The following is a 24,273-nucleotide window of genomic DNA, read 5'->3' as shown; positions in this document are numbered from 1 at the left end:
ATGGACACATATAAGAAGCGTGGAAGGCCGTCTAATGAAGCTTTTACAGATTCTGTTCAGGCTGGTGACTTCTCATCCAGTTTTTCGTCTCTGACAAGAGGAAGTAACTTTAAAAAGAAAAAAGAAACCTCTCCACCCATTGATGAACTGGAAAAAGGCTTATTAGAAGGTAACCGAAGTGCACTTGCTCGTGCCATTACTTTAATAGAGAGTAATGCTGAGCATCATTTTCAAGGAGCTCAAGAGTTATTGCATAGAGTTTTACCACATGCGAATCAATCTATTCGTATTGGCATTACTGGGGTGCCTGGTGCAGGGAAAAGTACTTTTATAGAATCTTTTGGTTCGTATTTATGTAATGAGTTAGGGGCAAAAGTAGCTGTTTTGGCTGTTGATCCTAGTTCAAAATTAAGTGGTGGTAGTATTCTTGGTGATAAAACGAGAATGGAGCAACTCGCCAGAAATCCTCTCGCATTTATCCGTCCATCACCAACATCAGGAAAACTAGGTGGTGTCCATCGCAAAACAAGAGAAACGATGATCTTATGTGAAGCGGCTGGTTTTGATGTCATCTTAGTGGAAACGGTCGGTGTTGGTCAAAGCGAAGTGATTGTACGTGATATGGTTGATTTCTTCATGCTCCTTGTTTTAACTGGAGCTGGTGACGAACTGCAAGGAATGAAAAAAGGAATTATGGAGTTAGCAGACACGATTATCGTTAATAAAGCAGATGGGGAAAATAAACATGCAGCCAAAAAAACGAAAGCTGAATATGAAAAAATTCTTCATTTCCTTCAACCTGCAACGAAAGGATGGCCATCTAGGGCTTATGTTTGTTCTTCCCTTTATGAAGAAGGTATAAAAGAAGTGTGGGAAGTGATTCAACAATTTATTGCCAATACACAAACTTCTGGTGTCTTCGAGCAGAGAAGAAGAGAACAAGCGAAAGAATGGATTTATTCCATGATCACAGATCAACTTCATTATCGTTTTTTTGGTTCACCTGTCGTGAAAGAAATGCTGCCTAAAATTGAAAATGATGTGATTGCAGGTAACCGAACCGTAACAGCGGTTGTCGAGGAACTTTTTAGGCGGTATACAAGAGAATAAAAAAAGCTGCCCCTTCACCGTGATAGGGGCAGTTCTAGTATATATAAGCCTGCTTTACTAGCAGGAACACCCAGGGGGGAGGGTTATATATTGTATGTTACCCCAAAGTTTTTCTTTTAAAACTAAAAGATAAAAGTTTCTATACTGTAAAAAAACTCACGACCTTGGTATGATATAATTATACGTAAACGAATAAAACGTATAAGGACACTTTGATCCTAATTATTCTTTAGGGGGAATGAAATCATGAGTATGGATTTTAATTTGTTTATGAATGATGTTGTGCAACAAGCTCGTAAAGAAATCGTTCATGCAGGATATACAGAGTTAAGAACAGCAGAAGATGTGAAACAAGCATTAGATAAAAAAGGAACAACGCTCGTAATGGTTAACTCTGTTTGTGGGTGTGCAGGGGGAATTGCTCGTCCTGCTGCAGCACACTCTATTCATTATGATAAGCGCCCTGATCATTTAGTAACAGTATTTGCTGGTCAGGATAAAGAAGCAACTGCTGAAGCACGTTCATATTTCACAGGTTTTCCACCATCTTCACCTTCCTTTGCTTTGTTAAAAGATGGAGAAATTATTACGATGGTTGAACGCCATGATATTGAGGGACACGATCCAATGGCAGTTGTTCAAAAGCTTCAAGCATCATTCGAAGAACATTGTGAAGAAGTATAATATCATTATTTTATCATGGAAAGAATAGCCGTTCCGTACGGTTATTCTTTTTTTTGCATTTAACACTTCTACCATTTTTTAATAGAGAATTGAAAACTAGTAAACTTTTTCTTTTCATATACAATTCCTTCCTTTATACTGAAAATTAGTTAGAAAAATCAAAAAAATATTATAAAAATATAATTATGCAAATATATCATTGCATATTCATGTGAATGTGTTAAAATACATCTAGATGAATAAATATTAATTGATTAAAAACGAAATTTATTTTCATACTATATAATTTTTAGGAGGAAAGATTGTGAAGAAACAATGGATACTTTTAAGTGCGTTATTGGTATTAATTGCAGGATTTTTAGCTGCATGTGGATCAAGTGAAGAAGCGGGTGGCGATAACGATAAAAAAACATTAGTAATGGGTACGTCAGCAGATTATCCACCATTTGAATATATCGATACAGCACAAGGAGAGGAAATTATTGGGATTGATGCTGATATCGCAAAAGCAGTGACTGAAAAGCTAGGATACAATTTAGAAATTAAAGATATGGATTTTGGTGGACTGATTCAAGCACTTAACTCCGAACAAGTTGATTTTGTTGCATCAGCCATGTCTGCAACGGATGAAAGAAAAGAGAATGTTGACTTTACTGAAATCTACTATACTTCTAAACATATGATTATCTCTAAAGAAGGTAGCGGTATTGAAACAGCTGAAGATTTAGAAGGAAAAACAGTTGGTGTACAATTAGGTTCTATTCAAGAGACAAAAGCAAATGATTTAGCTGAAGGGATAGATATGAAGGTTGAAAGCCGTAATCGTATTCCTGAGATCATTCAAGAGATTAAAGCAGGTCGCTTTGAAGCAGCCATTATTGAAGATACAGTTGCACAAGGCTTTCTTGAAAAAGAGAAAGATTTAGCTGGTGTAACGATTGAGGATGCTGACGGCGGCTATGCGATTGCTTTACCAAAAGGTAGTGAGCTAACAGAAGAATTTAATAAAGCCTTACAAGAAATGATTGATAACGGGGAAATCGAGGACATTATCACAAAGTGGTTCTCTGAGCAGTAAACCCAAATCAACGTTCAGAAGGGAAAAAACCTTCTGGGCGTTTTTTCCCTTCAATGGGTGGATCAAATGAATTTCAAATATTAATTACTGAGAGGAATGGCAATATATGAATTTAGATTTTACCTCTGTCCTCCCTTCTCTACCTTTCATTTTACAAGGGCTCGGTGTCACACTACAGATTGTTTGTTTAGCGGGTATTTTAGGGTTTTTATTAGGAATTATCCTTTCTTTATGTAAGATTAGTAAAATTAAGCTATTAAATTGGTTAGCGAATGCTTATACTTCCGTTTTTAGAGGTACGCCATTAATTTTACAATTGATGATTATTTATTTTGGCTCACCACAAGTACTAGGCTTTCAAATAGAGGGTGTAACAGCAGCCATTATCGGATTTGCATTGAACTCGGCCGCTTATATTTCTGAGATTATTCGTGCAGGCATACAAGCAATTGATAAAGGACAGCAAGAAGCGGCAATGGCTTTAGGCGTTCCGTATCGTCCGACAATGGTAAATATTATTCTCCCACAAGCAATGAAGAATATTTTACCTGCGCTTATGAATGAATTCATTACATTAACGAAAGAATCTGCCCTTGTGACCACAATTGGGGTAATGGATGTGATGAGACGAGCGTATCAAGTAGGAGCGAATCAGTATCAATTTATGGAACCACTCCTTCTTGCCGGAATTATTTACTATATCTTAGTAACGATACTCACATTCTTAGGCAAACTAGTTGAAGGGCGGTTGAGATCCAGTGATTAAAGTGGAAAAATTGCATAAATCCTTCGGGAAGAATGAAGTGCTAAAAGGTATTTCAACACAGATAAATAATGGTGAAGTTGTTGCTATTATTGGTCCATCCGGTTCAGGTAAATCCACTTTTTTGCGTTGTATTAATAAATTGGAAGAGCCAACAAACGGGAAGATATGGATTAAAGATGCGGATATTACCGATCGACAAACAGATATATTAAAAGTCCGACAAAATGTAGGGATGGTGTTTCAGCATTTCCACTTATTCCCTCATATGACCGTGTTGGAGAATTTAACTTATGCACCATTAAAGGTAAAAAAAATAACAAAATCAGAAGCGGAAAATAACGCTATGAAATTACTAGAAAAAGTCGGATTAGCTATAAAAGCACAGGAATATCCTAACAAATTATCAGGGGGTCAAAAGCAGCGGGTAGCGATTGCTCGCGCACTTGCGATGAATCCAGAAATTATGCTATTTGATGAACCAACCTCAGCACTTGATCCTGAAATGGTAAAAGAAGTGTTAGATGTAATGAAAACACTCGCACATTCAGGTATGACAATGGCTATTGTTACCCATGAAATGGGGTTTGCGCGTGAGGTGGCGGATCGAGTATTATTTCTAGATGGTGGCGTGCTAGTAGAAGATGCCCCGCCTAACGAATTCTTTTCCAACCCTAAGTCTTCGCGTGCGCAAGATTTCTTACAAAAAGTATTATAAAAGCGGAAAAAGATGGTCAAACTGATCATCTTTTTTTCATTATTGAAAAGTGAATACTGTATAATAATAAAACATAGCATTGTATGAGGGATGAGAGGACAATCTCTGTTAAATGAATGGTTGATATGTTATAATCATATATTTTGTAGGGAATGGTTATGAAGGATGTTGAATGATACATTTCGCTTTAGAATACGAGACTGATTCGTTCTTAATGCACTAGCATGATGAACATACGAGGAGTAATAAGATGAAATTTAGAATAGGCTATAGAACAGTGAAAACGGCAGTCGGAGCAACTCTTGCTATTATGATTGCGCAAATGCTTGGTTTGGAGAATTATGTCTCCGCCGGTATTTTAACAATTTTATGTGTGAAGGTGACAAAAAAAGATTCCTTGCGTGCTTCATGGGATCGGATATTCGCGTGTTTCATTGCTATATTTGTTGCGTCTCTACTCTTTGAAATACTTGCCTATCATCCATTAGTTATTGGTATCGTCTTACTTGTGTTTATTCCATTAGCGGTGATGTTCAAAGCTAGCGATGGAATTGTTACAAGTTCCGTTATTATTCTACATATTTATTCAGCTGAACAAGTGACAGTGGGACTGATTTTAAATGAGGTAGGAATTATTATCATTGGGGTTGGAATTGCATTATTAGCCAATTTATACATGCCTAGCCTTGACGTGAAATTAAAGGAATATCAAGTAGAAATTGAACAAAATTTCAAACTGATTTTTGATGAGATTGTCATATATTTAAGAACAAATGAAAGTACTTGGGATGGTAAGGAAATCACGGAGACGTATCAATTAATTGAAGAAGCAAAAGCATTAGCATTCAGAGAAGTGGAAAATCATGTATTAAGGAACGAGAGTCTCTATTATAGTTATTTCAAAATGAGAGAGAAACAATTTGAAATCATTGAGCATGTTTTGCCAGTGGTGACAGCGATAGATGAAAATGTTGAGCAAGCAGAGATGATAGCTGATTTTATAGAGGATTTATCCGAACATATTCATCCAGGAAACACGGCCAGTCTCTTCATCGATAAGTTACAACAAATGCGGGCCCAATTCGCTGAAATGTCATTACCACAAACAAGAGAAGAATTTGAAGCACGCGCGGATTTACTTTATTTTATTAAAGAAATGGAAGAATATCTCTTTATCAAAAGTCAATTTGCGGGGTTAAAAGGAAGCAAGAGTTTGTATCAAAATACAGCCACTGGAGAACAATAAAGGGAAAAGGGATGTGATTCTATTGCTAAATGTGATGAGTCATCTTTTTCTAGTGTTAATGATTTCTCCACTTTGGCCCATTGGCCCAAACCCGTTACCGGGAGATCCTTTCGTGATTGTAAATAAGCGCACAAATGAGCTAACTTTTATTGATAATAGGGAGGTTCAACAGGTTGTTCATGTTGCTACAGGAAAGACTGATAGCTTAACACCAGAGGGTATGTTTACAATTATAGTAAAAGCGGAAAATCCTTATTATCGAAAAAAAGACATTCCAGGAGGAAAGAAAAATAATCCGTTAGGCACACGCTGGATGGGGTTTGATGCGAAGGAGACAGATGGCAGAATTTATGGCATTCACGGCACCAATGACCCAGAGTCGATAGGTCACTATGTCTCTAATGGTTGTATTCGCCTGAAGAATGACCATGTTGAAGCTTTATTTGAGAGAATTCCTATTGGAACGAAAATATTAATTGTTTCAACTGATGAAACCACAGAACAATTAGCGAAAAAATATGGCGCGTTATAAAAGGACGGCTCAACATTCGGAATTTCCGAGTGCTGAGCCGTCCTTTTTCTTGTTAAGCTTCAAGTAGTTCCATGCTTTTTTAATTTTATATTAGAAGAACATCGTTAGACCCATTAGAAGTGTTGATGCAAGCATAACGAAAATCATCAAATAGACTATGATCTTCATTGTTTTTTTCGGCAATTTCTTTCACCCTCTCCCTTGAGTGGTATTCCTCTTTATTTTACTAGGATTTTCTCATTTGAACAACATAGAGTTTTTTTCTCGTATATTCGACATATTCGTGGAAAATTATTATAATTATATATAGTTAGAAAATAATGATATTTTTAAATAGATAGAATAGGGGGGATTTCGTTGATCAAAAAAATTGATCATATTGGTATCGCTGTTCGATCATTAGCGCAATCATTACCTTTTTATACGGAAACATTGCAATTACCTTTGTTAGGAATTGAAGAAGTGAAGAGTGAAGGCATTAAAGTAGCCTTTATTCAAATTGGGGAGACGAAACTTGAGTTATTAGAGCCGCAAACAGATGAAAGCGCTGTAGCGAAGTTTATCGCTAAAAGGGGAGAAGGTCTTCATCATGTGGCATTTGGCGTCCATTCTATTCAAGAGAGAATCGAAGAAATGAAAACAAAAGGCATTCAAATGATTCAAGATCAGCCAAAATTGGGTGCAGGTGGAGCGAGTGTAGCCTTCATGCATCCTAAATCAACTGGCAGTGTTTTATATGAATTATGTGAAAAGAAGGGAATGACAAGCTAATGGCAGACATCTATGAAAAAATTAACGAACTTTATGATCGTAGAAGAGAAGTAGAGCTTGGTGGCGGAGACGAAAGAATTGAAAAACAACATGAAAAAGGAAAACTAACAGCAAGAGAAAGAATTGCTTTATTAGTCGATGATGGTACATTTGTGGAATTAAACCCGTTTATTGAACACCGTAGCAATGATTTTGGTTTAGATAAACAAAAAGGGCCTGGTGATGGGGTTATTACTGGATATGGAAAAGTGAACGGGCGTCCGATCTTTCTTTTCTCACAGGATTTTACCGTTTTTGGTGGTGCACTAGGGGAAATGCATGCAAAAAAAATTGTGAATGTTATGGACTTAGCCGCAGAGAACGGAGCTCCGTTTATTGGCTTAAATGATTCTGGTGGTGCCCGTATACAAGAAGGTGTCGTTTCTTTAGATGGATATGGACAGATTTTTTATAGAAATTCAATTTATTCAGGTGTTATCCCACAAATATCTGTTATTTTAGGTCCGTGTGCAGGTGGGGCTGTTTATTCGCCAGCTATTACTGACTTTGTTTTTATGGTCGAGAATACGAGCCAAATGTTCATTACAGGACCAAAAGTGATTGAGACCGTTACTGGAGAAAAAATTACGGCAGAAGATTTAGGTGGAGCAAACGTACATAATACGATAAGTGGCAATGCTCACTTTAAAGGAAAGACAGAGGAAGAGGTCATTGCGCAAGTTCGGGATTTATTAAGTTATCTCCCGCAAAACAATGAAGAACGCACACCAAGAAAAGCAGATGAATCAACAGATGATTATCGACCAGATTTAACGGATATCATTCCATTTGATGCAATTAGACCTTATGATGTTCGTAAAGTAATTGATCAAGTGGTGGATGCTGATTCTTTCTTAGAGGTGCAACCTGATTTTGCCAAGAATATTGTTGTTGGCTTAGCGAGGATAAAGGGAGAATCAATTGGACTTGTTTGTAATCAACCTAAAGTAATGGCTGGCGGGTTAGATATTGATTCATCTGATAAAGCAGCCCGCTTTATTCGTTTCTGTGACTCATTTAATATCCCATTAGTGACTTTTGAGGACGTAACTGGGTTCTTTCCTGGGATTAAGCAAGAACATGGGGGAATTATTCGTCATGGCGCAAAAATTCTTTATGCCTATTCAGAAGCAACGGTACCTAAGTTAACCGTCATACTGCGAAAAGCGTTCGGAGGGGCTTATGTAGCGCTGAATAGTAAATCTATTGGGGCAGACTTGGTTTTTGCTTGGCCAAACGCTGAGGTGGCTGTCATGGGCCCTCAAGGGGCAGCTAATATTATTTTTGCTAAGGAGATTGCCACGAGTGAAAATCCTGAACAAACGAGAGCGCAAAAAATAGAAGAGTATCGTGAAAAATTTGCCAACCCATATGTCGCAGCCAGTCGGGGTATGGTAGATGATGTCATTGATCCAAGAGAAACAAGAATAAAAATCATCCAGGCGTTAGATATGTTAAAAAATAAAAAGGAAACACGCCCGTTTAAAAAGCATGGGAATATGCCTTTATAGAATAAAACATTCTTTATTTGCTGATAAGTTTCGTTAGGAGTATACTAATTAGTGTTGAAGAGAACTGTTTAAAAGCATAATAAGGCTCGTGATATTTGGAGGTTATTGACGGATGATTAATGAAGAAAGACTGTTAAATGAGTTTTTAGAACTTGTGCAAATTGATTCTGAAACAAAGGATGAAGCACAGATTGCAAAAGTATTAAAAAAGAAATTCCGTGACATTGGAGTAGAAGTATTTGAAGATGATACGACTGCGGTGACAGGGCATGGAGCGGGCAACTTAATTTGTACACTTCAAGGAAATAAAGAAGGCGTTGACCCTATTTATTTCACATCTCATATGGATACGGTTGTGCCTGGTATCGGGGTCAAACCTTCAATTCAGGATGGTTATGTAGTTACAGATGGCACAACGATTTTAGGTGCTGATGATAAGACTGGGTTAGCGGTAATGCTTGAAATCGTCAAAGTACTTAAAGAGCAAAATATTGCTCACGGTACAATCCAATTTATAATTACTGTCGGTGAAGAATCTGGACTAGTTGGTGCAAAAGCATTAGACTCTTCTCTCATTCAAGCAAAATTCGGCTATGCTCTTGATAGCGATGGAAAAGTAGGTAATATTATTGTTGCTGCGCCGACACAAGCGAAAGTGAGAGCAACGATGATTGGCAAAACGGCACATGCTGGAGTAGCACCAGAAAAAGGTATTTCTGCAATTACGATGGCATCAAAAGCGATTTCTAGAATGCCTTTAGGTAGAATTGATGAAGAAACAACAGCCAATATCGGTCGCTTTGAAGGCGGAAAACAAACAAATATCGTATGTGATCATGTCGACGTTCTTGCGGAAGCACGCTCTCTCATTGCTGAAAAAATGGAAGCGCAAGTTGAGAAAATGAAAGTGGCATTTGAAAGTGCAGCAGAAGAAATGGGTGGCAGAGCAGAAGTTAATATTGAAGTGATGTACCCAGGATTCAAATTTGCAGACGGTGACCATGTTGTCGAAGTTGCCAAAAAGGCGGCGGAAAAAGTAGGGCGTAAACCGGAATTATTGCATAGCGGTGGTGGCAGTGATGCCAACATTATTGCTGGATTTGATATTCCTACAGTAAACTTGGCAGTAGGTTATGAAGAAATTCACACAACGAACGAAAGAATGTCTATCGAAGAGCTCAATAAGTTAGCTGAAATGGTAATAGCAATTATCGAGGAAGTAGCAGCTTAAATCCTCACGATAGAGCATAGCTACAGCTCAAGTAAGGCCAACCTTGAAAGTCGCAGAGCACATTTTAATTTGTGCTAGCGGCTTTCTTTTTTGTTGATGAAAAATTATTCTTAGAGTGGTTTTGGTGAACATAAATGAGAAGAAAAGTAGGAGAATGAGTTGGACGGATAACCTTCATACACAGCGAATCTTTGCTAATTATTAGAAAGGTATATGAGCAAATGGGGTGTGCTCGTTCAATTCAAAAAGAAGAAAGTTTGGAAGTACATCATGTTAACGTGCAAAAGACAAAAGGATAAGTCAGAGGGTTGCACAAGTCACGTTTTCGTACAAAAAGCACTAGAAAATAGATGAATTTGCGATTATTTATTCCCGTAGTACATATTTGTACGTTCTTAAATAACCAAATTTGTACATCGTTAGAATTGACATTTACCCAATAGAATTCAGTGGAAATGTTGTGAAGAACATGATAGAACCCTATCAAAGATATAATTCTCCATTAGGAAAATAGTCCCTACTCTTCTCTCTTCTTTTTTACTAATTATATGATATATTTTTACTATGAACAAAAGAAGGAGTGAATCTTTTGGATAAATATATTGTGTTTCGATGTAGGCAGGAAGAGTATGCGATTACTATTGATCAGGTCATTGCTATAGAACGGGCAGAAGGTTTTACATCAGTCCCACAACTCCCGCATTATGTAAAAGGTATGATACGTTCTCGGGGCCACCTTGTCCCGGTTCTTGATATTGAAATGATATTTTATGATCGAGCGATTGAAGAAAGTAACGATAGAAGAATCATCATCATTCAAGGAGAAGAATTTGAATACGGTTTACTTGTTGCGGAAACGAAGGAGATTATTGATATAGCGGAAGGTCTTATTGAAAAGCCAGGACTTCTTTTACATATTCGTCTAGACTACTTAAAAGGGATTGCTAATTTTAAAAATAGATTAATTTCTATCATTGACAGCCATCGCTTCTTAAGCTCATTGGATGGTAATGTTTCCATTGCTGAATATATTACAGAATCTAAAGAAGCAGAGGCAGCTTTATAATCTATTTGCTATAATTGGAGGATACAAACCTAAAGGATGTGCTTTAAGTGAATTCAATGTATCCTAAAGCAGGCCGAGTGATTTTACATGTTGATATGAATAGTTTTTATGCATCTGTAGAAATGGCCTATGATCCGACATTAAAGGGGAAGCCTATTGCTATTGCTGGAAATCCTGAGGAGCGTAGAGGGATTATTGTTACTTGCAGCTATGAAGCAAGGAGATTTGGCGTAAAAACAACGATGCCATTGTGGGAAGCGAAAAAGTTATGTCCGCAATTAATTATTTTACGCCCTAATTTTGAAAGGTATCGTGCAGCGTCAATTGGTATGTTTGAGGTGCTTAATCATTATTCAGATCTTGTAGAGCCTGTCTCTATTGATGAAGGGTATATGGATATTACTGCTAGCGAACAGTTTGGCACTCCTATTGAAGTGGCTTCAATTATTCAGAACCGTATAAAAGAGCAGTTAGATTTACCTTGTAGTATTGGCATTGCACCAAATAAATTTTTAGCCAAAATGGCCTCTGATATGAAGAAGCCTCTTGGCATTACAATATTAAGAAAAAGGGATGTGCCTAGTAAATTGTGGCCTCTTCCTGTAAAAGAAATGCATGGTGTTGGTCAGAAGACAAGTGAGAAGCTTGATAGTATGCGTATTTATACGATTGGTGATTTAGCGAAGGCAGACACGTTCATGATAAAATCTTCATTAGGCATTAATGGTGAGCGTTTAAAAGATAGAGCAAATGGCATAGATTCACGTCCGGTTGATCCAGAAGCTGCCGAGGAATTTAAAAGTATCGGTAACTCAACGACACTCCCTCGGGATATGAGTAAGCAGAAAGAACTTTTTGAAGTGTTGAATCAACTCGCTTTTAAAGTGTCTACGAGGCTAAAACGAAAAAAAGTCTATGCTACTGGTATAAGCGTGATGATCCGTTATAAAAACCGCCATACGATTACGAGAAGCAAAAAAATTGGTTTTGCTATTCAGTCAGTGGAAGAAATCTATAATCAGGCTCAGCATCTCTTTATGAAACACTGGAGTGGTGATGCTGTGAGGTTGCTTGGCATAACTGGTACGGATCTTGTCGAAAAAGGACAAGCTGTGAAACAATTAGATTTATTTCATTATGAAGAAGACGCCAAAAAAGAGCCTCTTTACCAAACCATTGAAAGTTTGAGGAAAAAGTATGGCCCATCGATTGTTGATCAGGCAGCGTCTCTTGAGTCTATACAAAAGAAAAAAGCCAATATCGGTACATCAACCAGCTTTAATAAAGATTTTTTACAGCGATTAAAAAAAGAGAAAGAATAAGCGAAAACATGTACACCACAAACTATCTTGTTGTGGTGTTTTTTAAATCTTAAAAATTGAACTAAAAATAAAAGCAAGGCATAAGGTTTTTTTCCCTTATGCCATGCTTTTATATTGTACATTCATATTAACGATAGTCGCCACTTTCTACCGGCCACCAGTGGAAGCCGTCTTTTTCTAATAACTCGTCAGCCGCTTTTGGACCCATTGTTCCCGCTTCGTAGTTTGGAAATTGCTCTGCTTGTTGGTTTTCCCAAACTTGTGAGATCTTATCGACGAAGCTCCAAGATAAAGCTACTTCATCCCAATGAGCAAAGTTGGTTGCGTCTCCGCGCATACAGTCATAAAGGAGTCGCTCATAAGCTTCAGGTGTGTTCATGTGATCGACACTATTGTTGGAGAAGTTGAGCTTTACTGGTGTGGCATTCATTGTGTCACCAGATTTTTGTGCGTTTAAGTAAAGACTAATTCCTTCATCTGGTTGGATATGAATGACGAGTAAATTAGGGTTTAACGTCTTTTCATGCTGATAGTATAAATTCATTGGAATATCCTTGAATTGAACGACTATTTTTGTTGATTTCGTTGCCATCTTTTTTCCTGTACGGATGTAAATAGGAACACCGGCCCAACGGAAATTGTCAATTATCAGTTTTCCGGCAACGAAAGTTTCGGTATTGGAGTCAGCTTTGACCATCGGTTCTTGACGATAACCGTTAATTGGCTCATTATTTTTGTTGCTTGGTCCATATTGGCCACGAACAAAATTCTCCTTTACAGCCTCTCCTTCAAGTGATTTCAAAGCACGGAACACTTTTACTTTTTCAGAACGGATTTCCTCGTCTGTCAGTTTAATTGGTGGTTCCATAGCAAGTAAGGCAACCATTTGCAGCATATGGTTTTGCACCATATCCCTAAGGGCACCGCTATTCTCATAATATCTCCCACGTTCTTCAACACCTAATACTTCACTTGATGTCACTTGGATATTAGATATGTAGCGATTATTCCATAGTGGTTCAAATATGGCGTTGGCGAAGCGAATGACCTCTATATTTTGGACCATTTCTTTTCCTAAATAATGATCTATCCGATAAACTTCTTCCTCAGCAAACGCTTGGCGAAGGCGATTGTTCAATTCTATTGCTGAAGGTAGATCATGACCAAATGGTTTTTCAATCACTAAACGTTTAAAACCGTCAACATCTGTTAGTCCATCTGATTTTAAATGATCGGCAATTGTGCCAAAGAATTCTGGTGCCATCGCTAAATAGAAAATGCGATTACCTTCTAATTGATAATGTGTATCTAAGTCATTTGCTAGTGTTTTTAACGCTAAATAAGAACTGGAATCTGTAACATCATGGGAATGATAATAAAAGTGTGTGATAAACTCATTAAGGTCATCATGATGCCCCTCAGCTTCTTCAATAGATTGTCGCACACTTTCTTGAAAAGCACTGTTCGTTAGTTCTCGTCTAGCAACGCCAATGATACAATAGCGTTCAGATAGTTTTCCTCTTTTAAACAATCGGTAAAGTGATGGAAATAGTTTACGTTTCGCTAAGTCACCTGTTGCACCGAATATCATAATCAAAGCAGTTGGATTTTCTGAATTATTCACAATGATATTCCTTTCTATGTAAAAAAGTTCTATTTTTTAGGTTCATCTCAACGATGAAATATATACCCACTCAAGTATAAAATTTTATCGCTTAAAGTGAAAAACAGCAACCTTTTTTAAAAGGAAATAACTGTAGCGCTTTAGCTTTATGGTGTTTTTCTGTATGATGATAATAATGAATGAGGAGAAAGGAAGAAAAGGCAGTGAAAGTTTTTTTCTTAGGAACAGGTGCGGGTGTCCCTGCGAAAGCAAGGAATGTTACGAGTATCGCTTTAAAGCTTTTAGATGAAAGAAGAGCCATATGGTTGTTCGATTGTGGAGAAGCCACACAACATCAAATTTTACATACAACAATCAAGCCAAGAAGAATAGAGAAAGTTTTTATTACTCATCTTCATGGCGATCATATATATGGTTTGCCGGGATTTTTAGCTAGTCGTTCACATCAAGGCGGCAAAGAAAAGCTAACAGTGTATGGTCCAAAGGGAATAAAAGAATATATCGAAGTGTCTCTTTCGGTTAGTCAAACTTACTTGCAGTACCCTCTGGAGATTATTGAAATAGACGAGGGGATCGTTTGTTGTGATGATCAATTCATAGTGACAGCGAAGAAACTTGACCATGGTATACCATCTTTCGGTTATCGGGTTGTAGAGAAAGATTTGCCGGGAACTTTAATGGCTGATCAATTGATAGAAGATGGTGTAAGGCCAGGTCCTATTTTTAAAAGAATTAAAGAGGGTGAGACAATTACTCTTGAGGATGGTCGCATAATTAATCCTAAAGATTATGTTGGGCCACCACAAATGGGGAGAATCGTGACTATTTTAGGTGACACGCGTTTTTGTTCGGCGGCAATTGAATTAGCACGCAATGCAAATTTACTTGTTCATGAGGCAACCTTTGCGAATGGTGAGGAACAGCTCGCACATGATTATTACCATTCAACAATTGCCCAAGCAGCTGCTGTAGCCCAGCAAGCGGGTGTAGAACAATTATGTCTCACACATATTAGTTCACGCTATGAACGTAGTGAGTGGTCACAGCTAGAAGAGCAGGCAAAGGTAGATTTTCCTGCAGCAGTCCTTGCTGAAGATTTTAAAGAAATAGATATCCCTAGGAAATAATTGCGTAGTTTATCGGTTTAACCAAATGCGACAGTAGGACCAACTCAGGACATAGGGAGAAATATCTGTTTCATTTTATCTTAAAAATTTAAAAAAACAGTTATTGACTTATAGATAGTAATCGTACTATAATCACATTTATACTTTTAAAATTATATTTTATAAAGCAATGAAGAGAAACTAGTAAACCTTATTTCCCTAGTAAAGAGAGTCAGCGGTTGGTGTGAGCTGAACTATAAATAAGATGAATTTCATTCTTGGAGCTTTTTCTTTGCTGTCATGTTCGGCCGAAGACAGTAAGGACGGTTATCAATACCGTTATGAATTCGAGTGGAAAGTCGCAAGCTTTCAAAAAGGGTGGTACCGCGTGAGTCACACGTCCCTTTATGAGCTTTGCGGCTTTTTTGTTTTATTTTCAATAAGGAATAGAGGATTTTTATAGCAAAATTCACGTAGACAAATGTCCTAATTTCCAGGGATGAAATAATGGGGAAGATATAGATAAAGGTTAAAAAAGGAGGAAAAAATCATGCAAAACGAACAATGGTCTTCTAAGCTTGGATTTATTCTTGCTTCTGCAGGTTCAGCAATTGGCTTAGGCGCGATATGGAAGCTACCCTATGTGACTGGGGAAAGTGGTGGTGGCGCTTTTATTTTATTATTCATTTTGTTCTCTTTATTTATTGGTTTTCCATTACTGCTGGCTGAGTTTGTTATCGGACGCAGTACAGGAAAAGAAGCGATTACTGCCTATAAAACGATTGCACCTAAAACAAAGTGGCATTGGGTTGGTTACTTAGGCGTATTTACTTCTTTCTTATTACTCTCTTTTTATAGTGTAATCGGTGGCTGGGTTATTCAATATTTATTTTATGGAGTAACAAGTGATAAAGGTGTAGGGATGTCGGGGTATGAGAGTCTGTTTAATGAAACTGTATCTAATCCGTATATTTCTTTAGGTGCACAGGCGTTATTCCTCATCATTACAATTTTCGTTGTTGCCAAGGGTGTACAGCAAGGGATTGAAAAGGTAAGTAAATTTATGATGCCAGCATTATTTATCTTGTTTATTATTATTATTATTCGTTCTGTTACATTAGAAGGCGCCTCAGAGGGAATAAAGTTCTTCTTGCAACCCAATTTCTCTTTATTAAACTCTGAAAGTTTATTATATGCGATGGGGCAATCATTCTTTTCTCTTAGTGTAGGGATTTCTGTAATGGTTACGTATAGTTCTTACTTATCAAAGAAAGAAAGTTTGTTACAACCGGCACTTTCTGTTGTCGCAATGAACTTATTCATTTCTATACTGGCTGGTTTGGCCATCTTTCCAGCCGTCTTTTCATTAGGGTTTGAACCAACTGCTGGCCCTGGCCTACTATTCATCGTCTTACCAGCTGTATTTGATCAAATTATTTTTGGAAAAGTTTTCTTATTGTTATTCTTAGCTTTGTTCTTATTCGCGACACTGACTTCTGCCTTTTCAATGCTTGAAATTGCAGTAGCTTCGGTTACGAAAGGAGCGACAAAAAATAGGGGTAAAATCGCTTGGTTATTTGGTTTGGCGATATTCATTGTCGGAATTCCTTCTAATCTTTCTTATAGCTTACTATCTGACATAACTATTTTTGGTAAATCTATTTTTGATAGTGCTGATTTCTTAGTGAGTAATATTCTTTTACCTTTTGGTGCTTTGTTGATTGCTCTATTCGTATCATATCGAATGAAAAAAGACTTATTAAAAAGCGAAATTATCATGAACTCTACGGCGCTGACAGGGGTATTTAATGTTTGGTTCTTTTTGATGAGATATATCGTACCAATCATTATTGTAATTGTGTTCTTAGATTCTTCTGGTTTATTTGATCTATTCAAGTAACAATTGAAAGACTGAGACAATATCAAGCTGCTAATCGAGTGATAGAAATACGAGCAAATGGTGGTAATCCTGTTTGTTCGTATTTTTTTGTCCCAGTCCCTATCTATAATCAAGAAAGAATGCAAAAAAATGATGAATGTGCAGCAGTGTAAATATTGATACCAATTTATTAGGTTAAACTTTCATGTTATTAGCAAAAATCTCACCAAGCTTTTTAGACTGTGCTGTCGCTGCTTTAATGCATTCTACAAATGCTTCTTGTACCGCATGTGCTTCGAGTACCTTTAATCCTGCCTCTGTTGTTCCTCCAGGGCTAGTGACCTCTTTTCGTAATTGTGCAGATTCCTTTGACGATCTCTCAAGCATTTCTGCAGCACCTATTAAGGTTTGAATAATAAACTTTTTCGCTACCTCTTTTTCGAGCCCTATTTCTACTGCACTTTTTTCCATCGCTTCAACTAGATAATAAATATAGGCTGGACCACTTCCAGATAATCCTGTAACCGCATCTAAGTCTTCCTCTTTTACGATGGTCGTTAAACCAACTGTTTCAAACATTCCTTTAACTGTTTCTAATTGTAAATGGTTTACATTATGATTGATGGCTAATGCACTGGCAGATTTACCAATTGTTGCTGAAGTATTAGGCATGGCTCGAACAATAGCTAGGTCTGTGTCTACCATTTCTTCAATAGAAGTAATGGATACCCCTGCTAAGACGGAGACGATTAACATGTCTTTACGTAAATAAGCTCGAATACTTTGAATCGCTTCTCCAACATCCTTTGGTTTCATAGCTAAGCAGACGATATTGACATGAGAGAGGATGTCTTTTATGTCATAAGATATGTTGACACCATAAGATTGTTGTAATTCATAGAGTTTTTCTTGATTGCATTTGTTTGTTACCCATACATTGTTTCCACTTACTAATTTTTGCGTAATGATGCCAGATATTAGAGCTTCAGCCATCGAACCTGCGCCAATAAATGCGATTTTCATTTTTTTTTCCTCCTTGATAATGTTGATATGGTTCGTACTTGCAAACTCCGTCAAGGTCAATAAAAAAAGCCCCTTCATCCTGTAAAGGACGAAAGGACGTGCTTCCGTGGTACCACCTTCATTTGTCATGTTCTTTAAATTAGAACAGACAATCTCGAATCCGTTAACGCCGGCTACGGTTAGTTTTGCTAACACTCATAAGGTAGGTTCGATGGACTAGTGGACGGTGAAACCTTTCAGCCTAATTGAGTTTCACTCTCTTTTCGTCTTATGTTCATCTACTATTCTTATTCATCGCGTTAAATCATTAATTTATTGTGATTATGAGGGATAACAAGGGAAATTGTCAATAACATTTTCATTCGTTTTTAGAGATAATTTGTTAAAAGTTATGTGAAAATAATGACATTGTTGAGAAATAAAGCTAAGATTAAATATATATATGTTTAAAGATTAGGTTGTTCTACACATATTTTATTTAAATATAATGATTGTTGGAGGGTATGAAAATGGCACAATGGATTAATGATATCGGTCGACTCGTGATTCCTACTCCTTTTCCTGTAGGTGATGTTAACCTTTATGTCATCAAAGGAGAGAAGCTAACCCTTATAGATGCTGGACCTAAAACAGAGGAAGCTTGGGTAGCGTTGCAGTCAGAACTAAATGAATTAGGCTTAACACTGTCAGATATTGAGCAAGTGATTCTTACTCATCATCATCCAGATCACGTTGGTCTGCTTGATTATTTTCCGGCTGATATGCAAATTATTGGTCATCCCTTAAATGAGCGATGGCTCAATCGGACAGAGGATTTCCTACAGCAAAATAATGATTTTTATCAGCATGTTCTCACTGAGTTTGGCTTGATTCAGTATTACGATAAAGTAATGACAAGACTACATAGTGAGCTTGCCTACTTCTGTGATCGCTCATTAGCTCAAGAGATTTGTGAGGGAGACGAACCTCCAGGGTTAAAGGGATGGCGTGTTATTGAAACGCCGGGTCATGCGCAAAGTCATATTGGTTTATTGCGAGAAAGTGACGGAATTTATATTGGTGGTGACCATCTGCTGGCTCATATTTCTCCGAATCCGTTAATGGAGCCACCTTTACCGGGGCAATCTGAGCGTCCTAAATCATTATTGCAATATAACGAATCACTTGATAAATTAAGCCGTTATCCGCTTGCACTTGTATTGCCAGGTCATGGGGAAGTCTTCACAAATGTAAATGAAATCATTCCTCAACGAAAAAAAGCACAGCATGAACGTGCGATGAAGGTCAAGAAATGGCTCATGGAAGAATCAATGACGGTCTTTGATATATGTAAACGCCTTTTTCCGAAAGCTTACAAAATGCAATTACCTCTTACGGTATCTGAAACAATCGGTCAGCTCGACTATTTGCTTGCGATGGGGGAAGTAAATGAGTATAAGAAGGACGGTGTGTCTTTCTATAGTAGCCAAATGAGGTGATAAAATGGTAAAAGATTTACATGGAAAGAACATTATTATTACAGGTGCATCAGGTGGGATAGGTGAAAAGATGGCAAGGCTTTGTGCGGAAAGAGGAGCCAATCTTGCTTTAGTGGCTAGAAGGACAGATAAGTTAGCTGCAATGAAAGAAGAGCTTGAGCAACGCTATTCTATTGATATTTATACATTTTCTTTAGATGTCTCTAATATGGAAAAGGTAGAGGAAGTTTTCCCATTGATTCTCGAACGGTTTAAGGTAATCGACGTCCTTGTGAATAATGCGGGATACGGCATTTTCACTTATGCTCATGATGCAGATATGAAAGAAGTAAAAAGCATGTTCGATGTGAATGTACTGGGTTTAATTGCTTGCACTCAGCAAGTATTGCCAAAAATGTTAGCGACCAAAAGCGGGCATATTATCAATATCGCTTCACAAGCTGGAAAAATTGCCACGCCGAAATCAAGTACCTATTCTGCAACCAAACATGCAGTATTAGGTTATTCTAATAGCCTAAGGATGGAAGTTGCTTCTCAAGGTGTGTATATTACAACAGTGAACCCAGGTCCAATTGAGACGAATTTTTTTGATATTGCCGATAAAGAAGGCACATATGTGAAAAATGTTCAGCGATATATGTTAAAGCCGGAGTATGTTGCGCGAAAAGTTGTTGATGTGATGTTGACGCCAACAAGAGAGGTCAATCTCCCAAGGTGGATGAATTTAGGAAGTAAAGTATTTGCCATTGCTCCCAGATTATTTGAATGGGCTGGACGCGGTGTGTTTAATAAAAAATAATGTTTCAAGTTGAATGGTTTGCATCGGGCTGTTTTTATCTATATGGTGAAATCGTGAAGATATTTATAGAGAAAAGGTGATAGATATGAAAGCAAAATTTGAACCATTATTTGAATCCTATACATTTCCTAACGGTGTGACAGTTAAAAATCGACTTGCACTCGCACCGATGACACATTATTCTTCTAATGAAGATGGCTCTATTTCGGAAGAAGAATTAGTCTTTATTAAGGCCCGTGCAAAGGATTTAGGTACAGTTATTACTGCTTGCGCCAATGTAACACCAAATGGTAAAGCTTTTCCTGGTCAACCGGCTATTTACGATGACCAATTTATTCCTGGTTTAAAAAAACTAGCCGAGACAGTTCAACAAGAAGGGGCAAAAGCGGTGATACAAATTCATCACGGCGGCATTTCATGTCCCTCTGAACTTGTTCCCGATGGTGATGTTGTATCTGCATCAAATATCGATCGTGATAACCAAAAGGCTCGTGCCCTATCGACAGGGGAAATTGAAGAAATTATCGAAGCTTTTGGAGAAGCAACGAGAAGAGCAATTGAAGCAGGTTTTGATGGAGTAGAAATTCATGGTGCAAACGGGTATTTAGTACAGCAGTTTTATTCCCCTTATACGAATAACCGTACGGATGAATGGGGTGGATCCGTAGAAAATCGGATGAAGTTTCCATTGGCTGTTGCGGAAGCTTGCCAAAAAGCGATTGATAAGCATGCAAAGAGACCATTTATTTTCGGTTATCGCTTCTCACCTGAAGAGCCGTCGACACCTGGTTTAACAATGACTGAAACCTTTCAACTAGTGGATGCCTTATCAAATCTTCCATTCGATTATTTGCACATTTCCCTTATGCATGCACTATCTACTCCTCACCGCGGGGCGGATACAGAGCGCACAAGAATTGAGCTGGTGAATGAAGTAATTAACGGACGCGTTCCGTTGATGGCCGTTGGAAAAGTGAATTCACCTGATGATGCATTAGCTGTTAGAGAACGAAATATCCCGCTTATTGCTATAGGTAGAGAATTGCTCATTTCACCAAGATGGGCTGCATATATTCAAGAAGATCGTCTTGAGAAAATAGAATATGCCCTGAATTTAAAAGAAAGAGATAAATATGACATTCCGAACGGATTATGGGAAGTGATCCTAGCTGCAGAAGGTTGGGTCCCATTTACTCGCTAGGAATCTTTAGAAAACAGGAACATGAACAATTTGTTCATGTTTTTTTTGTGTCTTATTTTGGTTACAAAAGAGATTTGCTCGTACAAACCGCCAAAGAAGCGGAGCAACACTGATTTTTTCGACTATCCATTAAACATTCCAGTTAAATAACAGGCATGTCAAATAAAAGAGGAAAAGCTGGGACTTTTTTTGATTATAGATTTAGGTAAAATATCATAATATGTCGAATATTTATACATAGAATAATGGAAGGAGCAGCCTTCTGCTGTACAAGAGTTTGTTTTACCCATAGTCCATCTCATCTAATGATAGAGCTATTCTTATTTAATCCCAGCTTTTGTCTAGGCAGTCGAATATAAGAAATTCGTCGTAAAATTTCCATTGAAAGAGAACGTATATTCGGTTAATATTATGGGTATAAATAAACGGAACATAAGTTCTTATTTTATAGTGAGAAGAGGCAATCTAATGGTTGATTATAGTGTAATGCCAAAACAACAAATTTTATGTATAGATATGAAGAGCTTCTATGCCAGTTGTTCAGCTGTTATACGGGGATTAGATCCAATGGAATGCTATCTTGTAGTGGCGGGAAATCATGATCGTAAAGGTAGTGTCATTCTTGCTGCTTCACCGAGAATGAAGAAAGAATTTGGCATAAAAACAGGGTCGCGGCTATTTGAAGTACCCAATGACCCGCGCATTATTATTGAAGAGCCAAAGATGGCTACGTATTTACGTGTCTCTATGGAAATTACACGTGTATTTCATCGCTATGTACCAAAAGAGGCTGTGCACACTTATAGTGTCGATGAAAGTTTTATTCGTATTGACGGAACAGAACATATATGGGGTGACGCCTATACGATTGCCCAAAAGATAAAAGATGATATCGAAAGGGAATTTCAACTACCTTCATCTGTTGGAATTGGTCCTAATATGTTAATGGCAAAGCTTTGTCTTGATTTAGAAGCAAAGAAGGCTGGTATTGCTGAGTGGACTTATGAGCAGATAGAAGAAAAGCTTTGGCCGATTTCTCCATTAAGTCAAATGTGGGGTATAGGCAGTAGAATGGAGAAAAATTTGAACAGTATGGGCATTTTCACGGTTGGTCAGCTTGCCCATTTTAATCTAACTACACTAGAAAAAAAGTTTGGTATTATGGGCAATCAGCTATATTATCACGCATGGGGAATAGATTTGTCAGAAATCGGTGCTCCGATTTTACAAGGTCAAATTAGCTTTGGGAAAAGTCAAATCTTGCTTCGAGATTATACTGATAGAGAAGAAATCAAGCATGTTGTTTTAGAGATGTGTGAGGAGGTTGCAAGAAGGGCGCGCACACATCGTAAGGCTGGAAGAACCGTTCATTTTGGGCTTGGATATAGCAAGGATGAGTTTGGTGGTGGATTTTATCGTTCTCGGACAATGGAGGAGCCGACAAATGTAACAATGACCATTTATCATGTTTGTTTAGCTTTATTAGATGAACATTATAACGGCAAAACGGTTCGGAAGATTACTATTTCTCTTGGACAAATAACCGATGATCACGAGTATCAGCTTAGTTTATTTGATCAAAACGGCTTTAACAAGCGCAAGCTCGGCTATACCGTCGATCGCATTCGTGCCCGCTTCGGATCTGCTTCCTTATTGCGAGCGGTTTCTTATACCGATGCAGGTACAGCGAGACATAGAGCAACACTTGTCGGTGGCCATAAAAAATAGTAATGAGAAAGAAGGAATAAGTGATGCTTCGTGATCGTGGGAATAAGAAATGGGTTTCAATGATGCTACCGGAACATGTCAAGCTTTTAAGAGAGTATGATGAAAGTCACCATAAACAAACTAAACCTCAGTTAGATGAACAACAATATGAACAGTTCGATGAGGTGATTAGCGAGGCCATGGCGTTTCATACTTTGTTAACATTTACCTTGTTCCGTCGAGGAGAACAAGTGACTATTTCCGGTCGCATTCATTATGTAGATACATTCAAACAATCGCTTCGAGTAGTAAAGGAGGATGACAGTATTGATATCATTTTCCTACCAGAAATCATTCATATAGAAGAAAGTTAAGTTAACTATACCCCGTATCAATCGCCAACACTCTGATCGTCAAAATAAGTAAGAGCGATGTGTTTGAAAAAACGCACCGTAAATTGATGGAGATCAGTCGCAGCCTGAGAGAAATAACGTCCTTTATGCCAGGCGAGTCCAATATTACGTCGACAACGAGGAGCAGTGATCGGGAGTTGCACTGTTTTCGGTAAATTCTCTTGCAATAATGATAACTGTGGTGTAAAAGAAATCCCTAAACCGAGCTCAATCAATCGTAAAATAGCCCCTGCTTCTTCAAGTTCAAGCGGAGTATGGGGAGTGAAGCCTGCTTCAGAGCAAAACTGATCCGTTAAATCTCTAAAATCATAGCCCATCGGACGATTAATAAATACCTCGTTACATACTTCATTTAAATGAACCGAAGATCGGTGGGCAAGGTGGTGATCAGGTGGAACAGATAAAAAGATTTCCTCATCAAGGAGGGTCATCCACTCAATTTCTGTCCCTTCGATAGGCCTCATAGAAATACAAAAATCAATATCTCCATCCTCTAATTGCTTTTTCATCGCTGCTGCTGTGCCGGTGTATTGTTTAATATGAACATTAGGATGCTCCTTCATAAACTCTCCAATAAAGAAGGGTAAGATATGTGGCAGGGCAATGGAAACCGAAGTGATACGATGTTGTGTCGTTACCATTTCTTCTATTTCACGCTCGCCTTCCTCCAATTCAAAAAACACACGATTGATTCTATTTAAAAAAGAGCGACCAAAATCATTTAAGCGAATGGTTCGTCCTTGACGATCGAAAAGAGATGCCCCCAAATCATGTTCAAGTCTTGCAATCATTTTACTCAATGCTGGTTGAGATACATGTAATTCATTCGCTGCTTTTGTGATGCTTTCTAAATGAGCTACTTTTTGAAAATAGCGTAACTGTAAAAGCTCCAAAACTATCCACCTCTTTCATAACTTCAAAGTTATAAATTATAGATAAATATGTATTATACGTTATTAAAAGACTATTTTA

At 37.7% G+C, this 24,273-nt stretch carries 23 protein-coding genes and 1 other annotated feature; of the genes, 19 read left to right on the top strand and 4 right to left on the bottom strand.

Annotation, left to right across the window (positions count from 1 at the left end):
• The 7 genes from meaB (at position 1) to MKX83_RS15775 (ending at position 6,131) form a co-directional block, all read left to right on the top strand.
• Entirely contained in the window at positions 1-1,110 is a 1,110-nt protein-coding gene (gene meaB, locus MKX83_RS15805; protein WP_095372652.1) for a methylmalonyl Co-A mutase-associated GTPase MeaB, read from the top strand.
• A gap of 246 nt (positions 1,111-1,356) precedes the next feature.
• On the top strand, positions 1,357-1,794 hold the full coding sequence (locus tag MKX83_RS15800; RefSeq protein ID WP_095372653.1) for a BrxA/BrxB family bacilliredoxin: 438 nt from the start codon (positions 1,357-1,359) through the stop codon (positions 1,792-1,794).
• A gap of 304 nt (positions 1,795-2,098) precedes the next feature.
• Positions 2,099-2,872 carry a transporter substrate-binding domain-containing protein gene (locus MKX83_RS15795; protein WP_095372654.1) on the top strand — a complete coding sequence of 258 codons (774 nt, stop codon included), beginning with the start codon at positions 2,099-2,101 and terminating at the stop codon, positions 2,870-2,872.
• A gap of 106 nt (positions 2,873-2,978) precedes the next feature.
• Positions 2,979-3,638 (top strand): amino acid ABC transporter permease, encoded by a 660-nt coding sequence (locus tag MKX83_RS15790; protein ID WP_095372655.1) that lies wholly within the window; start codon positions 2,979-2,981, stop codon positions 3,636-3,638.
• Entirely contained in the window at positions 3,631-4,353 is a 723-nt protein-coding gene (locus MKX83_RS15785; protein WP_095372656.1) for an amino acid ABC transporter ATP-binding protein, read from the top strand. Before MKX83_RS15790 ends, MKX83_RS15785 begins: the two co-directional genes overlap by 8 nt.
• A gap of 250 nt (positions 4,354-4,603) precedes the next feature.
• Positions 4,604-5,599 (top strand): aromatic acid exporter family protein, encoded by a 996-nt coding sequence (locus tag MKX83_RS15780; RefSeq protein WP_095372657.1) that lies wholly within the window; start codon positions 4,604-4,606, stop codon positions 5,597-5,599.
• A 34-nt stretch (positions 5,600-5,633) separates the two neighbouring features.
• Complete coding sequence (locus tag MKX83_RS15775; protein WP_095373650.1) at positions 5,634-6,131, top strand: L,D-transpeptidase; 498 nt, start codon at positions 5,634-5,636, stop codon at positions 6,129-6,131.
• Positions 6,132-6,221: 90 nt separating this feature from the next.
• On the opposite strand, the gene prli42 is transcribed toward MKX83_RS15775, so the two are convergent.
• Positions 6,222-6,299 (bottom strand): stressosome-associated protein Prli42, encoded by a 78-nt coding sequence (gene prli42, locus MKX83_RS15770; protein ID WP_218971988.1) that lies wholly within the window; start codon positions 6,297-6,299, stop codon positions 6,222-6,224.
• 189 nt (positions 6,300-6,488) lie between these two features.
• Between prli42 and mce the strand changes: the two genes are divergently transcribed.
• The 5 genes from mce to MKX83_RS15745 all read left to right on the top strand — a co-directional run bounded on the left by mce (position 6,489) and on the right by MKX83_RS15745 (position 12,071).
• Positions 6,489-6,902 carry a methylmalonyl-CoA epimerase gene (gene mce, locus MKX83_RS15765; protein ID WP_328197499.1) on the top strand — a complete coding sequence of 138 codons (414 nt, stop codon included), beginning with the start codon at positions 6,489-6,491 and terminating at the stop codon, positions 6,900-6,902.
• Positions 6,902-8,452 carry an acyl-CoA carboxylase subunit beta gene (locus MKX83_RS15760; RefSeq protein WP_307312961.1) on the top strand — a complete coding sequence of 517 codons (1,551 nt, stop codon included), beginning with the start codon at positions 6,902-6,904 and terminating at the stop codon, positions 8,450-8,452. Before mce ends, MKX83_RS15760 begins: the two co-directional genes overlap by 1 nt.
• Positions 8,453-8,564: 112 nt before the next feature.
• A complete protein-coding gene (locus tag MKX83_RS15755; RefSeq protein ID WP_095372660.1) occupies positions 8,565-9,683 on the top strand; it encodes a M20/M25/M40 family metallo-hydrolase in 1,119 nt (372 codons plus the stop codon).
• A 589-nt stretch (positions 9,684-10,272) separates the two neighbouring features.
• The gene (locus MKX83_RS15750; RefSeq protein ID WP_157733941.1) at positions 10,273-10,749 is read left to right on the top strand and encodes a chemotaxis protein CheW; all 477 of its coding nucleotides are present in this window, start codon (positions 10,273-10,275) and stop codon (positions 10,747-10,749) included.
• 47 nt (positions 10,750-10,796) lie between these two features.
• Positions 10,797-12,071 (top strand): DNA polymerase IV, encoded by a 1,275-nt coding sequence (locus MKX83_RS15745; RefSeq protein WP_328197505.1) that lies wholly within the window; start codon positions 10,797-10,799, stop codon positions 12,069-12,071.
• 127 nt (positions 12,072-12,198) lie between these two features.
• Here the strand turns inward: MKX83_RS15745 and zwf are convergent, their stop codons facing one another.
• Positions 12,199-13,662, bottom strand: coding sequence for a glucose-6-phosphate dehydrogenase (zwf, locus tag MKX83_RS15740; protein WP_307313734.1), 1,464 nt, complete (start codon positions 13,660-13,662; stop codon positions 12,199-12,201).
• Positions 13,663-13,898: 236 nt separating this feature from the next.
• On the opposite strand from zwf, the gene rnz reads away from it, so the two are divergent.
• Together rnz and MKX83_RS15730 are read left to right on the top strand one after the other, a co-directional pair.
• Positions 13,899-14,822 carry a ribonuclease Z gene (gene rnz, locus MKX83_RS15735; RefSeq protein ID WP_341056231.1) on the top strand — a complete coding sequence of 308 codons (924 nt, stop codon included), beginning with the start codon at positions 13,899-13,901 and terminating at the stop codon, positions 14,820-14,822.
• A 160-nt stretch (positions 14,823-14,982) separates the two neighbouring features.
• Positions 14,983-15,209, top strand: a binding site (T-box leader).
• Between the two features lie 139 nt (positions 15,210-15,348).
• Positions 15,349-16,701, top strand: coding sequence for a sodium-dependent transporter (locus tag MKX83_RS15730; protein WP_341058638.1), 1,353 nt, complete (start codon positions 15,349-15,351; stop codon positions 16,699-16,701).
• A gap of 174 nt (positions 16,702-16,875) precedes the next feature.
• On the opposite strand, the gene proC is transcribed toward MKX83_RS15730, so the two are convergent.
• On the bottom strand, positions 16,876-17,703 hold the full coding sequence (proC, locus tag MKX83_RS15725) for a pyrroline-5-carboxylate reductase (protein ID WP_095372665.1): 828 nt from the start codon (positions 17,701-17,703) through the stop codon (positions 16,876-16,878).
• A 509-nt stretch (positions 17,704-18,212) separates the two neighbouring features.
• Between proC and MKX83_RS15720 the strand changes: the two genes are divergently transcribed.
• From MKX83_RS15720 to MKX83_RS15700, 5 genes are all read left to right on the top strand, one after another.
• Entirely contained in the window at positions 18,213-19,181 is a 969-nt protein-coding gene (locus tag MKX83_RS15720) for an MBL fold metallo-hydrolase (protein WP_095372666.1), read from the top strand.
• A 4-nt stretch (positions 19,182-19,185) separates the two neighbouring features.
• On the top strand, positions 19,186-19,980 hold the full coding sequence (locus tag MKX83_RS15715; RefSeq protein WP_095372667.1) for an SDR family NAD(P)-dependent oxidoreductase: 795 nt from the start codon (positions 19,186-19,188) through the stop codon (positions 19,978-19,980).
• A gap of 85 nt (positions 19,981-20,065) precedes the next feature.
• A complete protein-coding gene (locus MKX83_RS15710) occupies positions 20,066-21,181 on the top strand; it encodes an NADH-dependent flavin oxidoreductase (RefSeq protein ID WP_095372668.1) in 1,116 nt (371 codons plus the stop codon).
• A gap of 468 nt (positions 21,182-21,649) precedes the next feature.
• Positions 21,650-22,909, top strand: coding sequence for a Y-family DNA polymerase (locus MKX83_RS15705; RefSeq protein ID WP_322909575.1), 1,260 nt, complete (start codon positions 21,650-21,652; stop codon positions 22,907-22,909).
• Between the two features lie 23 nt (positions 22,910-22,932).
• Positions 22,933-23,262 (top strand): YolD-like family protein, encoded by a 330-nt coding sequence (locus tag MKX83_RS15700; RefSeq protein WP_095372670.1) that lies wholly within the window; start codon positions 22,933-22,935, stop codon positions 23,260-23,262.
• Positions 23,263-23,279: 17 nt separating this feature from the next.
• On the opposite strand, the gene MKX83_RS15695 is transcribed toward MKX83_RS15700, so the two are convergent.
• Entirely contained in the window at positions 23,280-24,194 is a 915-nt protein-coding gene (locus tag MKX83_RS15695) for a LysR family transcriptional regulator (RefSeq protein WP_341056218.1), read from the bottom strand.
• Positions 24,195-24,273 lie beyond the last annotated feature (79 nt).

It is taken from the genome of Cytobacillus sp. FSL M8-0252, from assembly GCF_038007345.1.
Taxonomy (GTDB): domain Bacteria; phylum Bacillota; class Bacilli; order Bacillales; family Cytobacillaceae; genus Cytobacillus; species Cytobacillus kochii.
Note: the sequence above shows the minus strand (reverse complement) of the source record. Positions and strands in the feature narration are given on the sequence as shown.

What these genes read in the sequence shown, in the direction of transcription:
- meaB (WP_095372652.1), top strand. Translation starts at nt 1, where the DNA reads ATGGACACATATAAGAAGCGTGGAAGGCCGTCTAATGAAGCTTTTACA.
- MKX83_RS15800 (WP_095372653.1), top strand. Translation starts at nt 1,357, where the DNA reads ATGAGTATGGATTTTAATTTGTTTATGAATGATGTTGTGCAACAAGCT.
- MKX83_RS15790 (WP_095372655.1), top strand. Translation starts at nt 2,979, where the DNA reads ATGAATTTAGATTTTACCTCTGTCCTCCCTTCTCTACCTTTCATTTTA.
- MKX83_RS15780 (WP_095372657.1), top strand. Translation starts at nt 4,604, where the DNA reads ATGAAATTTAGAATAGGCTATAGAACAGTGAAAACGGCAGTCGGAGCA.
- MKX83_RS15775 (WP_095373650.1), top strand. Translation starts at nt 5,634, where the DNA reads ATGAGTCATCTTTTTCTAGTGTTAATGATTTCTCCACTTTGGCCCATT.
- prli42 (WP_218971988.1), bottom strand. Translation starts at nt 6,299, where the DNA reads ATGAAGATCATAGTCTATTTGATGATTTTCGTTATGCTTGCATCAACA.
- MKX83_RS15760 (WP_307312961.1), top strand. Translation starts at nt 6,902, where the DNA reads ATGGCAGACATCTATGAAAAAATTAACGAACTTTATGATCGTAGAAGA.
- MKX83_RS15755 (WP_095372660.1), top strand. Translation starts at nt 8,565, where the DNA reads ATGATTAATGAAGAAAGACTGTTAAATGAGTTTTTAGAACTTGTGCAA.
- zwf (WP_307313734.1), bottom strand. Translation starts at nt 13,662, where the DNA reads ATGATATTCGGTGCAACAGGTGACTTAGCGAAACGTAAACTATTTCCA.
- proC (WP_095372665.1), bottom strand. Translation starts at nt 17,703, where the DNA reads ATGAAAATCGCATTTATTGGCGCAGGTTCGATGGCTGAAGCTCTAATA.
- MKX83_RS15720 (WP_095372666.1), top strand. Translation starts at nt 18,213, where the DNA reads ATGGCACAATGGATTAATGATATCGGTCGACTCGTGATTCCTACTCCT.
- MKX83_RS15715 (WP_095372667.1), top strand. Translation starts at nt 19,186, where the DNA reads ATGGTAAAAGATTTACATGGAAAGAACATTATTATTACAGGTGCATCA.
- MKX83_RS15710 (WP_095372668.1), top strand. Translation starts at nt 20,066, where the DNA reads ATGAAAGCAAAATTTGAACCATTATTTGAATCCTATACATTTCCTAAC.
- MKX83_RS15705 (WP_322909575.1), top strand. Translation starts at nt 21,650, where the DNA reads ATGGTTGATTATAGTGTAATGCCAAAACAACAAATTTTATGTATAGAT.
- MKX83_RS15700 (WP_095372670.1), top strand. Translation starts at nt 22,933, where the DNA reads ATGCTTCGTGATCGTGGGAATAAGAAATGGGTTTCAATGATGCTACCG.